The sequence below is a fragment of the Methylobacterium pseudosasicola genome, assembly GCF_900114535.1.
Classification (GTDB): domain Bacteria; phylum Pseudomonadota; class Alphaproteobacteria; order Rhizobiales; family Beijerinckiaceae; genus Methylobacterium; species Methylobacterium pseudosasicola.
Genome location: NZ_FOTK01000001.1, coordinates 315,154 through 328,012, shown reverse-complemented (window position 1 = coordinate 328,012; position 12,859 = coordinate 315,154). Strand labels below are relative to the sequence as shown.

At 72.2% G+C, this 12,859-nt stretch carries 11 protein-coding genes; 2 read left to right on the top strand and 9 right to left on the bottom strand.

Annotated elements, in window-relative coordinates; genetic code table 11:
• Positions 1-293: 293 nt before the first annotated feature.
• Positions 294-1,118, bottom strand: coding sequence for a CDC27 family protein (locus tag BM228_RS01585; RefSeq protein WP_092036758.1), 825 nt, complete (start codon positions 1,116-1,118; stop codon positions 294-296).
• 129 nt (positions 1,119-1,247) lie between these two features.
• Here BM228_RS01585 and BM228_RS01580 point away from each other — a divergent pair, with 129 nt between their 5' ends.
• Complete coding sequence (locus BM228_RS01580; RefSeq protein ID WP_092036512.1) at positions 1,248-2,648, top strand: leucyl aminopeptidase family protein; 1,401 nt, start codon at positions 1,248-1,250, stop codon at positions 2,646-2,648.
• A gap of 9 nt (positions 2,649-2,657) precedes the next feature.
• Here the strand turns inward: BM228_RS01580 and chrA are convergent, their stop codons facing one another.
• From chrA to BM228_RS01560, 4 genes are all read right to left on the bottom strand, one after another.
• Entirely contained in the window at positions 2,658-4,025 is a 1,368-nt protein-coding gene (chrA, locus tag BM228_RS01575; RefSeq protein ID WP_092036756.1) for a chromate efflux transporter, read from the bottom strand.
• Positions 4,022-5,194, bottom strand: a complete 1,173-nt coding sequence (locus tag BM228_RS01570; protein WP_092036510.1) for a M20 aminoacylase family protein — start codon at positions 5,192-5,194, stop codon at positions 4,022-4,024. Before BM228_RS01570 ends, chrA begins: the two co-directional genes overlap by 4 nt.
• Positions 5,195-5,258: 64 nt before the next feature.
• Positions 5,259-5,750, bottom strand: coding sequence for a Cu(I)-responsive transcriptional regulator (gene cueR / locus BM228_RS01565; protein ID WP_092036508.1), 492 nt, complete (start codon positions 5,748-5,750; stop codon positions 5,259-5,261).
• Positions 5,747-8,221, bottom strand: a complete 2,475-nt coding sequence (locus tag BM228_RS01560) for a heavy metal translocating P-type ATPase (protein ID WP_092036506.1) — start codon at positions 8,219-8,221, stop codon at positions 5,747-5,749. Before BM228_RS01560 ends, cueR begins: the two co-directional genes overlap by 4 nt.
• 142 nt (positions 8,222-8,363) lie before the next feature.
• Here BM228_RS01560 and BM228_RS01555 point away from each other — a divergent pair, with 142 nt between their 5' ends.
• Positions 8,364-8,966: a glutathione S-transferase family protein gene (locus BM228_RS01555; protein WP_092036504.1), complete on the top strand. Its 603-nt coding sequence runs from the start codon at positions 8,364-8,366 to the stop codon at positions 8,964-8,966.
• On the opposite strand, the gene BM228_RS01550 is transcribed toward BM228_RS01555, so the two are convergent.
• The 4 genes from BM228_RS01550 to BM228_RS01535 form a co-directional block, all read right to left on the bottom strand.
• Complete coding sequence (locus BM228_RS01550; RefSeq protein WP_092036754.1) at positions 8,957-10,219, bottom strand: ATP-binding protein; 1,263 nt, start codon at positions 10,217-10,219, stop codon at positions 8,957-8,959. The genes BM228_RS01555 and BM228_RS01550 overlap by 10 nt on opposite strands.
• A gap of 22 nt (positions 10,220-10,241) precedes the next feature.
• Positions 10,242-11,330, bottom strand: a complete 1,089-nt coding sequence (locus BM228_RS01545; RefSeq protein WP_092036502.1) for a lysylphosphatidylglycerol synthase domain-containing protein — start codon at positions 11,328-11,330, stop codon at positions 10,242-10,244.
• Between the two features lie 148 nt (positions 11,331-11,478).
• Positions 11,479-12,096, bottom strand: coding sequence for a uracil-DNA glycosylase (locus BM228_RS01540; RefSeq protein ID WP_092036500.1), 618 nt, complete (start codon positions 12,094-12,096; stop codon positions 11,479-11,481).
• Entirely contained in the window at positions 12,086-12,844 is a 759-nt protein-coding gene (locus BM228_RS01535) for a PIG-L deacetylase family protein (RefSeq protein WP_092036498.1), read from the bottom strand. Before BM228_RS01535 ends, BM228_RS01540 begins: the two co-directional genes overlap by 11 nt.
• Positions 12,845-12,859 lie beyond the last annotated feature (15 nt).

Genomic DNA, 12,859 nt, shown 5'->3' with positions numbered 1-12,859 from the left:
AGACCTGCGCTAGGAAGTCTGTGTTCGGCCTGTGTAGCGCCCGACGGGCGCGCGCCGCCCCGGGAGTGCCCGGGCAGGAGACGATGCGCGGGGGCGATTTGGACGCCCGTGGAGCCGCGCGGCGCAGCCAGGAGTCGATATAGAACTTTTCGAATCTGGCCGCTACCGGGTTGCGATGACAGCCGCGCTACCCTGTCGGGCTTGTGGGCATGTGCCCACGGCACGGCAAAGCCCGGGACGCGGAGCGGTCCCGGGTGCCTTTGCGAGTAGCTCAGATGGGATTTGAGGGTCCGTCAGCCCTGCTGCGGCGTGCCGGACAGCGCCTTGAAGCGATTCGGCTGGGCGGCGAGCTTGCGCAGGGACGCGACGTTCGCCGCGGCCTCCTCGGGACCCATGTCCCGGCGCAGCACCGTCTCGGCATCGGCGAATCGACCCTTGAGGCCGAGCACGAGGGCGAGGTTCGCCCGCACCCGGGCATCGGCACCGGGCTGGTCGGCGGCGAGCCGCAGGGTCTGTTCGGCCTGGTCGAGGTTGCGCGACAGGGCATAGGACAGGCCGAGATTCGAGAGCAGCGAGGGCTCGTTCGGCCGGATCTTGAGCGCGGCTTCGTAGAAGCTCTGGGCCCGCGCCTGCTCACCGAGCTGCGCAGAGGCCGAGCCCTGCGCCGACAGGATGCGCCAATCGGGCGAGGCCGGGGAATGGGCGTTGGCGAGGACGTCGATCGCCTCGCGGTACCGGCCGGCCTCGACAAGCGACTTACCGTAGGCGCCGAGGATGAACGTGTCGCGCGGGTTGCGCAGGGCCGCCTGCTGCAGCACCGCGGAGGCCTGGGCCGCCTGATCGTTCACCCGCAGGGCGCGGGCATAGGCGATGGCCGCCCGCCCGTCGCCGGGATTGGCGTTGAACCGCTCGGCCAGTGCATCGAGATCCTGGCGGGAGGGCGCTTCCGGGCGCGAGGCCATCTGGCGGCCGCCGAGATCGCCGATCGAGCCGGTGGTTTCCGGGGAGCGGGTGTTGCAGCCGGCAAGGCCCAGCGTCGCAAGAGCCACGGCAGCGAGGCCGGTGCGGCGGACGTGGGAAGCCAGGGTCCGGGTGACCCGGGTCGGGGCCGTCTTCATGATGCGCTCCGCCGGCACAGGCCGGGCGGGCTCTGGCTCGCGCTTCACGCTCCCGGCCGGCCGGTGATAGAGCGTTAACCCTAACCACCGGTTAAGCCGCTGCCGGCCCGACCGCCGCACGAGAGGCACATGACCCAGGCCGACGCTCCCGCGACGCATCCCGCCCTGCTGCCCACCGACACGCCCTCGGTGCCGGTCACCCTCGTGACGACGGCCTCCTGGCCCGAGGCCGAAGCCGTCCTGGAACCGGCGCACAAGAGCTTCGCACACGCCATCGGCTTCAAGCCGAAGGCCGGGAGCCTCGCGCTGCTGCCGGGGCCTGACGGGAGTCTCGCCCGGGCGCTGTTCGGCCTCGGCGATCCCGCGGCGCCAACCTACGACCGGCTGATCGCCGGCAAGTTGCCGGGCCTGCTGCCGGAGGGCGCGTTTCGCTTGGAAAACGCGCCGGAGTCCGCCGAGGGCGCCCTGGCCTGGCTGATGGGCAGCTACCGCTTCGGCCGCTACCGGTCCTCCGGGGGCACCAAGGCCCGGCTGGTGGCGCCGGCCGGGATCGACGCCGCGGAGGTCGAGCGGGTCGCCGGCGCAGTGGCGCTCGGCCGCGACCTGATCAACACGCCGGCCAACGACCTCGGCCCGGCCGAGATCGAGGCCGCCGCCCGGGCCCTGGCCGAGCGCTACGACGCCGCGATTGACGTCACGCAGGGCGAGGAGCTGGCCCAAGAATTTCCCCTGATCCACGCGGTCGGTGCCGCCTCGACGCGGACGCCACGGCTGATCGACCTGACCTGGGGTCCGGAGGACGCGCCGCGGGTGACCCTCGTGGGCAAGGGCGTCGCCTTCGACACGGGCGGGCTCGACATCAAGCCCTCATCGGCGATGCTGCTGATGAAGAAGGATATGGGCGGCGCCGCGGTGGCGCTGGCCGCCGCCGACATGATCATGGGCGCCGGCCTCAGGCTCCGCCTGCGGGTGCTGATCCCGGCGGTGGAGAACGCGATCGCGGGCAACGCCTTCCGCCCCAGCGACGTGCTGTCCAGCCGGGCCGGTCTCAGCGTCGAGATCGGCAACACCGACGCCGAAGGCCGCCTGATCCTCGCCGACGCGCTGACGCTGGCCGATTCCGAGGCGCCCGAGTTGATCTTGGACTTCTCGACGCTCACGGGCGCGGCGCGCGTGGCCCTGGGGCCGGACCTGCCGGCCTTCTTCACCGAGGACGAGGCCCTGGCGACCGCCGTCGCGGAGGCCGGGCGGATTGCGATCGACCCGATCTGGCGGATGCCGCTGCACGCTCCCTACGCGAGCCTGCTCGATTCCAAGGTGGCCGACCTCAACAATGTCTCCGGCGGCCCGTTCGCCGGGGCGATCACCGCGGCCCTGTTCCTGCGCCGCTTCGCCCCGAAGACCAAGGCACACGGGCATTTCGACCTCTACGGCTGGAATCCCTCGACCAAGCCCGGCCGGCCCGAAGGCGGCGAGGTCCAGACCGCGCGTCTGACCTACGCCTTGCTCAAGGCCCGCTACGGGGTCTGACCTGCCGGGTCAGGCCAGCAGCCCCGTCAGCCGCAGCAGCATCCCGGCCCCGGCGCACAGCGCCAGGGTCGGCACCGCCCCAAGATTGAGCCGGAAGACGGCGAGGATCGCCAGCAGCGTCAGCGCCAGGGCGGTGGGATCGAGGCTGCCGAGCACAGGCAGGTCCAGGCGCAGGGGCCCGAACGGCACCGTCCGGACCTCGCGGAACAGGGTCCGCAGCCCGAACCAGACCGCGAGGTTCAGGATCACCCCGGCCACCGCGGCGGTGATCGCCGAGAGCGCGCCGGCGAGCAGCCGGCTGCCGCGCAGGCGCCCGATCAGCGGCGCACCCGAAAAAATCCAGAGGAAGCAGGGCGCGAAGGTGACCCAGGTGGTGAGCAGGCCGGCCAGCGTCCCGGCGAGCAGCGGCGGCAGGGTGCCGGGCGCCCGGTAGCCGGCCAGGAAGCCGACGAACTGGAGCACCATGATCAGCGGGCCGGGAGTGGTCTCGGCGAGCCCGAGCCCGTCGAGCATCTCCCCGGGCCGCAGCCAGCCGTAATGCTCCACCGCCTGCTGGGCGACATAGGCCAGGGCCGCGTAGGCGCCACCGAAGGTCACCACCGCCATCTTGGCGAAGAACACGGCGACCTGCCCGAAGACCGCGGGCACCCCGGGCAGCACCAGCAGGGCGGCCACCGGCAGGAGCCAGATCGCCAGCCAGAGCGCGCCGATGCGCAGCGAATCCGCCGGCCCCGCGTGCTCCCGCGGCAGCATCGCCGCGCCGATCAGGAAACCGGCCTCGTCACCCGCCGCATCGTCCGCTTGGGTCGGGCCCGGCGCGGGCCGGCGCCCCAGCACGAGGCCGAGAATGCCCGCCGCGACGACGACCAACGGAAACGGCACCGCGAGCAAAAAAATCGCCCCGAAGGCGGCCCCCGCGATGAGCCGGTCCGCCCGCCGGCGCAAGGCCCGGCCGCTGAGGCGCCAGAGCGCGTGCAGCACGATGGCGAGCACCGCCGCCTTGAGGCCGAAGAACAGGCCCTCCACCCAGACGACCGCTCCGTACAGCACGTAGAGCCAGCTCAGGCCCATCAGGGCGACGAGCCCCGGCAGCACGAACAGCCCGCCCGCCACCAGCCCGCCGGTGGGGCCGTGCATAAGCCAGCCGATATAGGTGGCGAGCTGCTGCGCCTCCGGCCCCGGCAGGAGCGTGCAGAAGCCGAGCCCGTGCAGGAAGCGCCGCTCGGAAATCCAGCGCCGCTCCTCCACCAGGATCCGGTGCATCACGGCGATCTGGCCGGCGGGGCCGCCGAAGGAGAGGGCGGCCACCCGCAGCCAGACCGGAACGGCCTGCCGGAGGGTCGGGAGCGGGATGCGGGGGTCGCCCGTAGGGGTCACGCCGTCCGGGGCAGCGCGGTCTCGATCAGGCGCGCCCACAGCGAAGCCCCGTAAGGCGCCGCGGCATCGTTGAAATCGTAGTGCGGGTGGTGGAGCGAGGCACTGTCGCCGTTTCCGATGAACATGTAGGCGCCGGGGCGGCGGCCGAGCATGTAGGAGAAGTCCTCGGCGGTCATCATCGGCGCTACCGTCCGGTCGACATTCTCAGGCCCGACGAGGGATTCGGCGACGCCGGCCATGAAGTCCGTCTCGGCCGGGTGGTTCTCGGTCACCGGATAGCTCGAGCCATACTCGACCACGCCGGTGGCGCCGAAGGCACCCGCGATCTCCGTCACCAGGGTCTCGATCCGCGCCTTGATCTGGCTGCGCACGGCCTGGGACAGGGTGCGCATGGTGCCGCGCATGGTCACGCTCTGCGGCAGCACGTTGAACGCCTCGCCGGCATCGAGCGCGCAGACCGAGATCACGGCCGATTCCAGGGGATGGAGGTTGCGCGACACGATGCTCTGCAGGGCGATGATCACGTGGCTCGCCACCAGCACGCTGTCGACGGCGTTCTGCGGCAGGGCCGCGTGGCCGCCCCGCCCCTCGATGGTGAGGGTGAAGCGGTCGGTGGACGCCATGATCGGCCCTGGCCGGATCGCGAAGGTGCCGACCGCCATGCCGGGGATGTTGTGCATCCCGTAGACCGATTCGATCCCGAACCGCTCCATCAGGCCGTCCTCGACCATCGCCTCGCCGCCGCCGCCGCCCTCCTCGGCGGGCTGGAAGATCAGCACCGCGGCACCGTCGAAGTCCCGGGTCTCGGCGAGGTACTTGGCCGCCCCGAGCAGCATCGTGGTGTGCCCGTCATGGCCGCAGGCGTGCATCTTCCCCGGCACGGTGGAGCGATAGGGCAGATCGCGCACCTCCTGGATCGGCAGGGCATCCATATCGGCACGCAACCCGATGGCGCGGTTCGAGCTCCGGCCGTTGCCGCGGATCACCCCGACCACGCCGGTGCGGCCGATGCCGGTCTCCACCGTATCGCAGCCGAAGGCCCGGAGCTGATCGGCCACGAATCCCGCGGTCCGCTCCACGTCGTAGAGCAGCTCGGGATGGGCGTGGAGATCGTGCCGCCACGTGGTCATCGTGTCGGCGAAGTCGCGGATCCGTTCGAGGACGGGCATGGGTCCGGGCTTTCGTGGCCTTCAGGTCTGGGCCGGACCAGCAAAGCTGGGGCCAGACGCGGCGTCAACGGCCACGCTTTGTGCGCAGGTCCATCGAGTGGGTCGCGAGAGCCTCCGACCCGGCGGAGTGCCGCCGCGGCGCGGGCGCATGATCCTCCGTCGCGAGATCATCCAGGATCGGGCATTCGGGCCGCTCGTCGCCGCAGCAGCTTTCGGCGAGGTGCTCCAGGGTCCGGGCCATGCCCTCCAGCTCGGCGATGCGCCGGCGCAGGTCGGCGATCTGCTGCTCGGCGATCGCCTTCACGCCGGCGCTCGGCCGAGCGCGATCGCGCCAGAGGGCCAGCAGGTCCGAGATGGCCTCGACGCTGAAGCCGAGGTCGCGGGCGCGGCGGACGAAACGCAGGGTGTGCAGGTCCGCATCGTCGTAATGGCGATAGCCCGCCTCGGAGCGGGTGGCGGGCGGCAGCAGGCCCGTCGCCTCGTACCAGCGGATCATTTTGGCCGAGACGCCGGTGCGCCGCGCCGCCTCGCCGATGGTGATCGGGCCCGCGCTCATGCGGGCCTCGGCGACAGCGCGGTCGCCTCGGCGGGCTCGGCCCGACCGCCCGCCCGGCGCAGCCGCAGGGCGTTGCCGAGGACGAAGACGCTCGAGAAGGCCATGGCGCCGGCGGCCAGGACCGGCGACAGGGCCGGGCCGCCGAACGGCACCAGCAGGCCCGCGGCCACCGGGATCAGGGCCGCATTGTAGGCGAAGGCCCAGAACAGGTTCTGGCGGATATTGGCCATCACCGCCCGGGACAGGGACAGCGCCTCCACCAGCGCCTGCGGATCCCCCGACATCAGAACCACATCGGCGCTCTCCACGGCGATGTCGGTGCCGGTGCCGATGGCGAGCCCGACATCCGCCTCGGCCAGTGCGGGCGCATCGTTGATACCGTCGCCCACGAAGGCCACCGGCCCGTGTGCCGCCCTGAACCGCTGGACGGCCTCGACCTTCCCGCCGGGCAGGATGCCGGCGGCCACCTCGTCGATGCCGAGGCTTTTGGCGATCCCGGCGGCGGTGCGGGGATCGTCGCCCGTCACCATCGCGACGACGAGCCCCTGCGCCTTCAGTGCCGCCACGGCCTCACGGGCGCCCGGTTTCACCGGGTCGGAGACGGCCAGTAGCCCAGCGTGGCGGTCGTCGAGGGCCAGGTGGATCGGGCTCTTGCCGTCCGCGGCCAAGCGCTTGGCCCGGGCGGAAAGGTCCGTGTCCTGAGCGATGCCGAGTTTTTCGAGGTAGCGCGGCGCGCCGAGGACCACGCTTCGACCCGCGACCCGGCCGGAAATTCCAAACCCCTCCAGCGCCTCGAAGTGCTCCGACTCGGGGATGGCGAGGCCGCGCGCGCGCGCGGCCGCCACCACGGCGCCGGCCAGCGGATGCTCGGACCGGCTCTCCAGGCCGGCGGCCAGCGCCAGCGCATCCTCCTCTGCGAGGCCCGCGCCGACGAACAGATCGGTGACGCGCGGGCGGCCCTCGGTGAGGGTCCCGGTCTTGTCGAAGGCGACCACGCGCACGTCGCGCAGCCCCTGCAGGGCCGCGCCGTCGCGGAACAGGATTCCGCGGGCCGCCGCGCGGCCGGTCCCGACCATGATGGCGGTGGGGGTGGCGAGCCCCATTGCGCAGGGGCAGGCGATGATCAGCACCGCCACGGCGTTGACCAAGGCCGGCCCAAGGGCTGGCGCCGGGGCGAAGATCAGCCATCCTAAAAAAGTCGCCAGCGCGATCCCGATCACCGCCGGCACGAAGCGCCCGGTGACCCGGTCGACCAGTGCCTGGATCGGCAGCTTGCCGCCCTGGGCCCGCTCGACCATGGCGGCGATCTGCGCCAGCACCGTGGCTGCACCAACCGCATCGACCCGCAGGTCGAGGCTGCCGCGGCCGTTGAGGGTGCCGCCGACCATCCGGTCCCCCGGCCCCTTGCGCACGGGCGCCGGCTCGCCGGTGACCATGCTCTCGTCGACGTGGCTCGTGCCGGACACCACAACGCCATCGGCCGCCACGCGCTCCCCGGGGCGGACGCGGACCACATCGCCGAGGCGGAGATCGCCCAGCGGCACCTCGATCTCGGCACCGGCGCGGATCACCCGGGCGGTCCTGGGGGCGAGATCCATCAGACGGGCGATGGCCTGTCCGGTCCGGCCCTTGGCCCCGGCCTCCAGGGTCCGCCCGAATAGGATCAGCGTGACGATGAGCACGCTGGCCTCGAAATAGAGATGCACCGCGCCGGCCGGCAGCAGGCCGGGCGCCAGGGTCGAGACCAGGGAATAGAGGTAGGCAGCGCCGGCCCCGAGGGCGACGAGGGCGTTCATGTCCGGATGACCGCGCACCAAGCCCGGCACCCCGCGCAGGAAGAAGCGCCGGCCGGGCCAGGCGAGGACCAGGGTCGCCAGCACGGCCTGGACCAGGGCCGTAGCTTGTCCACCGTGCAGGCTCGGCAGGATGTGGCCGCCCATGTCGAGCACCACCACGGGGGCGGAGAGCAGCGCCGCGGCGATGAGGTCGCGTCGCAGGGCGCGGCCCTCGGCCTCCCGCCGGGTGGCCGGGTCGATCCGCGGCCCGGCGTCGAGGGGTCGGGCCTCGTAGCCCGCCGCCTCCACGGCCGTGACGAGGTCGGGGGTCGCCACGAGCCCTTCGGGATGGCGGATCGCGGCCTGGCCGGTGACGAGGTTGACGCTGGCACCCATGACGCCCGGCACGGCGGTGAGCGCCCGCTCGACGCGGCCGACGCAGGACGCGCAGGACATCCCGTCGACGGCGATCAGGCTCTGCGTCTCCGGGACCGGGTAGCCGGCATCCGCCAGCGCCGCCGCGGCGTCGGCCGGGCTTGCGCCGCCGTCGAGGACGAGGCTGGCGCGGTTGGTGGCGAGGTTGACCGCCACGTCGCGGGCGCCAGGCAGCGCCTTCAAGGCGCGCTCGACCCGTCCGACGCAGGACGCGCAGGACATCCCCTCGACGGGGAAGCTCAGGGAGACAGGGTCGGGCATGGGGGCAGTTCCGATCGAAGCAGCCATGCCATTCAGATGGGGCTTCCCATCATGGGAAGGTCAAGGGCCGCCTGATCCATCCAGCGTTGCCAATTCGCGGGCCGCCCGACAGAGTCGTCCCGAATTGCACGCGAGGGTGCCGATGGCCGAACCCCTGATCCTTTATGGCGATCCGGGCTCCGGGAATTGCCTGAAGGTCAAATGGGTGGCCGATCATCTCGGCATTCCCTCGGTCTGGCGCAACGTCGATGTGCCGGGCGGCGGGACGCGCGAACCGGCCTTCCTGGCGCTGAATCCCGCCGGCCGGGTTCCGCTGGTCGTCTTCCCCGACGGCGAGACCCTGTCGGAGTCGAACGCGATCATCATCCATCTGGCGGAAGGCTCGGCGCTCATTCCCGAGGCGGCGCGCGCCCGCGCCCGCATGCTACAATGGATGTTCTGGGAGCAGTACAGCCACGAGCCCTACATCGCGGTCCGCCGCTACCAGCTCCATTACCTCAAGCGGTCGCCGGACGAGCTCGAGCCCAGGCTCGCCGAGCGCGGCGTGGACGCCCTGCGGCTGATGCAGGGAACGCTCGACCGGTCGGCCTTCCTGGTAGGCGACACCCTCACCCTCGCCGACGTGGCGCTCGTGGCCTACACCCGCATGGCCCATGAGGGTGGGTTCGACCTCGCGCCCTACCCGGCCATCCGCGCCTGGATCGCCCGGGTCGAGGCCGGCCTCGGGATCGGGCCCTATGCCTGATCGGCCAGGCGCGGCACCTCGGCGGCGCCGTGTTCCGGCAGGCTGACCCGCACGATGGTCCCCTCCCCGACCGTGCTGTCGATGGTCAGGCGGCCCCGGTGACGGTTGAGGCTGTGCTTGACGATGGCGAGGCCGAGGCCCGTGCCGCCCCGGGCGCGGCTGGAGGCCACGTCGACCCGGTAGAAGCGCTCGGTGAGGCGCGGAATATGCTCGGGCGGGATGCCGGGTCCGTCGTCGGACACCGACAGGACGATCCGGCTTCCGAGGCGCCGATCCTCCTCCCGGGACAGGCCGACGCTGACATGGCCGCCGCCATATTTCACGGCGTTCTCGATCAGGTTCTCGATCACCCGGGCGAGTTCGTCGGCATCCCCGGGCACGGGATAAGGACCGTCCCCGTCCTCGAACCGGATCGTGGCGCCCCGAACCTCGGCGGGCGGCCCCTGCGCATCGACCATCTGGCGGGCGAGCGCGCCGAGATCGACCACGGTGGTCGGCGCCACGTGCTCGCGCAGCTCGATCCGCGACAGCGACAGCAGGTCGTCGATCAGCCGCGTCATACGCTGGGCCTGGACGCGCATGATCTCCAAGAAGCGCTCGCGGGCCTGCGGATCCTCGCGGGCCGGGCCCTGCAGGGTCTCGATGAAGCCGATCAGGGTGGCGAGCGGGGTGCGCAGCTCGTGGCTGGCATTGGCAACGAAATCGACCCGCATCGCCTCCAGCCGCCGGGCCGAGGTGAGGTCGCGCAGGAATAGCACCGCGCTGACGCCGGACCCGTCCGGCATCGGCAGGGCGCCGATCTGGACCTCGAAGGTCCGCTCCAGCGGCACCCGGGTCGAGAGGGCGACGCGGCGGGGCATGCCGGAGCTGAGCACCGCCTCGACGCCGTCCAGCACTTCCGGGCTGCGCAAAGCGAAGGACAACGGCCGGGCTTGGTGCAGGGCCGGCAGCAGCGCGCGGGCGGCCGGGTTGGCCTCCACCACCAGGGTGCGCCGATCGACCAGGATGACTGGGTCGGGGACGTGGGCCAGCAGCGCCTCGGCGATGGCGTGCCGCTGGGCGGTCGCCGCCGGCCGAGGCAGCGGCGCCTCCCGGTGCCGCCCGCCGAGCCAGCCGCCGATGCAGACCGCGCCGAGGCCGGCAAGGATCAGCGGAAGTTCGAGGCGGGCGGCCAGGGCGACGGCGGTGGCGAACAGGCCGACCGCGATCGCGGCGCCGGTCCAGGCCGGGGAACTGCGCGGACGGTCGGACATGGTCGACGGCGTGCCGGAGCGGTCAGCGGGGTCCGGGTTCGTCGGGCCGTGGCCGCCCGGACGGGCCGGCAACGCCCTCGGGCGGCCCCGGATCGCGCGCGCCGCCGGCTCGCTTCACGATCTCGTAGAGGCCGAGCATCGCCAGGGCGATGACGAACGGGACGACATAGTAGCAGCCCCGGAACAGCAGCAGCGAGGTCAGCACCTCGTTGCGCGGCAGGCTCGACAGGGCGAGCAGCACGGTGGCCTCGAACACCCCGATCCCCCCGGGGGCGTTGGAGGCGATGCCCAGCATGGCAGCCAAGACGTAGATCGCCAGGAAGGTGGTGAAGCCCAGCGTCGTCTCCTGCGGCAGCAGGACGTACAGCACCGCCGCCGCCGCGCAGACATCGCCGATCCCGACGATCATCTGGCCGATCGAGACCGAGGCGCCGGGCAATTCCAGCCGCCAATGCTTGACCGTGATGCTGCGTTTCTTGGCCGAGACCCAAGCCAGATAGCCGAGCACCAGGCCGAGCGCGGCGAGGCCGACGCCCTGGTTGATCCGGATCGACGTGAAGGCGAGCCCGGCGAGTTGGCCGGCCTCGATGATCAGGCTGAGGCCGAGCACCACGCCCATGCCGAGCCAGAAGGTGAAGCCGGCGATCACCGTGAGCGCCGCGATCTTGGGTGTGGACAGGCCCTGGCGGGCATAGATCCAGTAGCGGATGGTCCCGGCGGTCAGAAGCGGGAAGCCGAGGGTGAAGCTCACCGCGTAGCTCGTGAACGAGGCGAGCGCGGTGATTCGGTAGGGCACCTTGATCCGGAGCTGGCGCAGGGCCAGCGCGTCGTAACCGGTGAGGAACAGGTAGCTGATTCCGACGAACAGGAAGGCGAGGCCGAGCTGCTCGGCGGTCGCCGCCGCCACGGCGGCGCGCACCTCCGCCCAGCTGACGCTCTGGACGAGCTTCCACAGCACGCCGAGGGAAACCGCGAACAGCACGATGCTGGCGGCCGTGCCGATCCAGGCATACCGGCCGCGCCAGCTCTTCCGCGCAGTGCCCGCGGCGGCGTCCTGCTTGACCGGTTCGACCGGCTCCGCCGGTCCCCGGTGCTGTCCCTGAAAGTTCATGCCGTTCGGCGTCCGCCCTTCCGGCTGCGCGGCCCGGCCGAAGGCCTGCGCCCGTGCCGGAAGATCCCGGACCGCGGCCCGTTGCCCCGCATGTAGGCCGAACCGGCGCGCAAGGCCAGGGAAGGCCGGGCAAGAGGCGGGAATGCGTTCATGATAGGAACGCCGCCGCCTCCGAGAGGCCTCGACGGATCCGGGCCGCCACCTCTGGTGAAGTGCAGACATAGGTCGGGCTCGGATGGGGGATCGCGATCAGCGGCAGGCCGGGACGTAGCGCCGTGATCGCCGGCGCCGCCTCGCCGGCATAGCGGCCGGCCAGCACTATGACGGTCAGCCGCGGCAGAAGGTCGAGCAACGGCGCGAGATAGGGCGCAGCTGCGGCGACTTCCGCCCGGCGCGGCGCCCGGTTCAGGGCGCCCGCGGCATGGATCAGCCAGGGCACCGCGTTCCAGATCAGGGTGTCGGCCCGCTTGATGCCGGCCTCTTGGAGGAAGCGGAACAGGTTGGCGGCGGTGCCGTTCGCGCTGTCGCGGGTGACGAAGCCGGTGCGCAGAACCGCCGGACCGGGCGTCTCCAGGAGCAGCAGCATCCGCGCGCCGACGCCACCGTCTAGGGGGTCGGGGATCGGCACCGGCGCGCCCCGCTCGGCGGCGATCTTGTCGGCCAGGGCTCGGATCGGAGCGATATGCGGCGCGTCGATCAGGGCGCGGCGGGCGGCGAGCGCCTCCGGATCAGCCAGGGATTTCGGCGCCTGAGGCTCAACCGGCATCGAGGCCGGAGATCGGCGCCGCGAGCCGGCCCGTGAGGCGGAAGCGCTCGATCCCCTCCTCCCGGGCGAGCCGCGCGTCGAGCCCCGCGACGCCGCCGAACTGGAAGCCGATCTGGCTCGTATAGGCGGCGCAGGCCGCGCGTTTCCGCGCCTGGGCCTCGGGAGCCAGGGCCATCCGTCGGACCGGCAGGGCGGCGAACAGGTCGGCCAGGGGCTCCCGGGGCGTGGCCTCGCGGACCGTGTAGGGGAAGTCGCGCCACCACAGGATCGGGATCGGCACGGCGAGGCTGACCAGGGCGTGCACCGCCTGGACATGGTCGACATGGCCACCCACCGCCTGCGGAGCGAGGATGAGGTCGGGATCCTCCGAGGCGATGAGCTCGGACAGCGTCGGCGCCAGCTCGGCCGCGATGCCGTCATCGGCCCGCGTCTCGGAAAACAGCTCCGGCGGGGAGCCGTAGCCCCGGTGCGGCGCCTCCCGGAACGGCAGGTGCCGGGGCGGCGCGATCCCGAGTTCTTCGGCGGCGCGGACATCCTCGGCGCGGCGCAAGGCCATGTAGTCGATCTCGGCCGACAGGCCCTTGTCCAGCTGGCAGGCGAGCGCGAAGCCTGTCGGGTCGGCGACGCTGCCGGTGAACAGCGTCGCCATCACCACCCGCCAGCCGTCCCGCGCCAGGCTGGCGAGCAGCCCGCCGCAGGAGAAGGCGGCGTCGTCGAGATGGGGCGAGAGGGCGAGGGCTGTCGGCACGCAGGCGGCTTTTCG

Excerpts from the sequence above, each read along its gene's own strand:
- BM228_RS01585 (WP_092036758.1), bottom strand. The coding sequence starts at position 1,118 with ATGAAGACGGCCCCGACCCGGGTCACCCGGACCCTGGCTTCCCACGTC.
- BM228_RS01580 (WP_092036512.1), top strand. The coding sequence starts at position 1,248 with ATGACCCAGGCCGACGCTCCCGCGACGCATCCCGCCCTGCTGCCCACC.
- BM228_RS01570 (WP_092036510.1), bottom strand. The coding sequence starts at position 5,194 with ATGCCCGTCCTCGAACGGATCCGCGACTTCGCCGACACGATGACCACG.
- cueR (WP_092036508.1), bottom strand. The coding sequence starts at position 5,750 with ATGAGCGCGGGCCCGATCACCATCGGCGAGGCGGCGCGGCGCACCGGC.
- BM228_RS01560 (WP_092036506.1), bottom strand. The coding sequence starts at position 8,221 with ATGCCCGACCCTGTCTCCCTGAGCTTCCCCGTCGAGGGGATGTCCTGC.
- BM228_RS01555 (WP_092036504.1), top strand. The coding sequence starts at position 8,364 with ATGGCCGAACCCCTGATCCTTTATGGCGATCCGGGCTCCGGGAATTGC.
- BM228_RS01550 (WP_092036754.1), bottom strand. The coding sequence starts at position 10,219 with ATGTCCGACCGTCCGCGCAGTTCCCCGGCCTGGACCGGCGCCGCGATC.
- BM228_RS01545 (WP_092036502.1), bottom strand. The coding sequence starts at position 11,330 with ATGAACTTTCAGGGACAGCACCGGGGACCGGCGGAGCCGGTCGAACCG.
- BM228_RS01540 (WP_092036500.1), bottom strand. The coding sequence starts at position 12,096 with ATGCCGGTTGAGCCTCAGGCGCCGAAATCCCTGGCTGATCCGGAGGCG.